This is a genomic window from Bartonella sp. MU37NMGALS (assembly GCF_042194015.1).
GTDB lineage: Bacteria > Pseudomonadota > Alphaproteobacteria > Rhizobiales > Rhizobiaceae > Bartonella > Bartonella grahamii.
In genome coordinates this window covers 1-560 of sequence record NZ_JBHIML010000158.1, presented here as the reverse complement: position 1 = coordinate 560, position 560 = coordinate 1, and the positions used below count along the sequence as shown (strand labels likewise).

The 560-nt window shown below is 48.0% G+C and carries 1 protein-coding gene; it reads right to left on the bottom strand.

Going from position 1 to position 560, the window contains the following annotated elements; translation table 11 throughout:
* Positions 1-560, bottom strand: a 560-nt coding sequence (locus tag ACFIJP_RS09685; RefSeq protein ID WP_375627218.1) for a hemagglutinin repeat-containing protein, incomplete at both ends; no start/stop codon positions are given.

The following is a 560-nucleotide window of genomic DNA, read 5'->3' as shown; positions in this document are numbered from 1 at the left end:
GTTGTGGTATGCGATTGAGATGTATCGGACGATTCCTCATGCAAAAAGCCACTTGAAGACGATTGTGCTTGCTGATCCAACTGTTCTTGGGCGCCTTTTATGACAATCTTTCCCCCAGAGTGAATGGTAATATCCGCTTGTTTTTGATCTCCCAGTGCTTTCTCTTCTGACGTTTCCCCTGCCTTACCGGCTATGAGCGTCGAGGCTAAAACTTCCGTGTTGTTTCCAGATTCAATGGCAACGCCTTCACCCCCAGATATGAGTGAACCGGAAACTTGGGTAGCATCCACCTTGTTATGAACGGATTTGCTGCTACTAAATGTTCCACCGTCTTTATGGTACGACATCTCATAGTGTAAGCTATCCTCTGCATTGGTGATCAGGACATCGTTGCTGGCTTTCAGCCCTACCTTGCCATCAGCCGCAACAGAACTTCCCGTGATGCTAAGATCATGCGGTTTGCCATCCTGCCCTGCAATAACAGTGGTATCACCTCCCGATTTTATCGAAGAGCCAACGGCATGAGAGGCTTGCATATCCACTTTCGTGTTTTTGCCCTG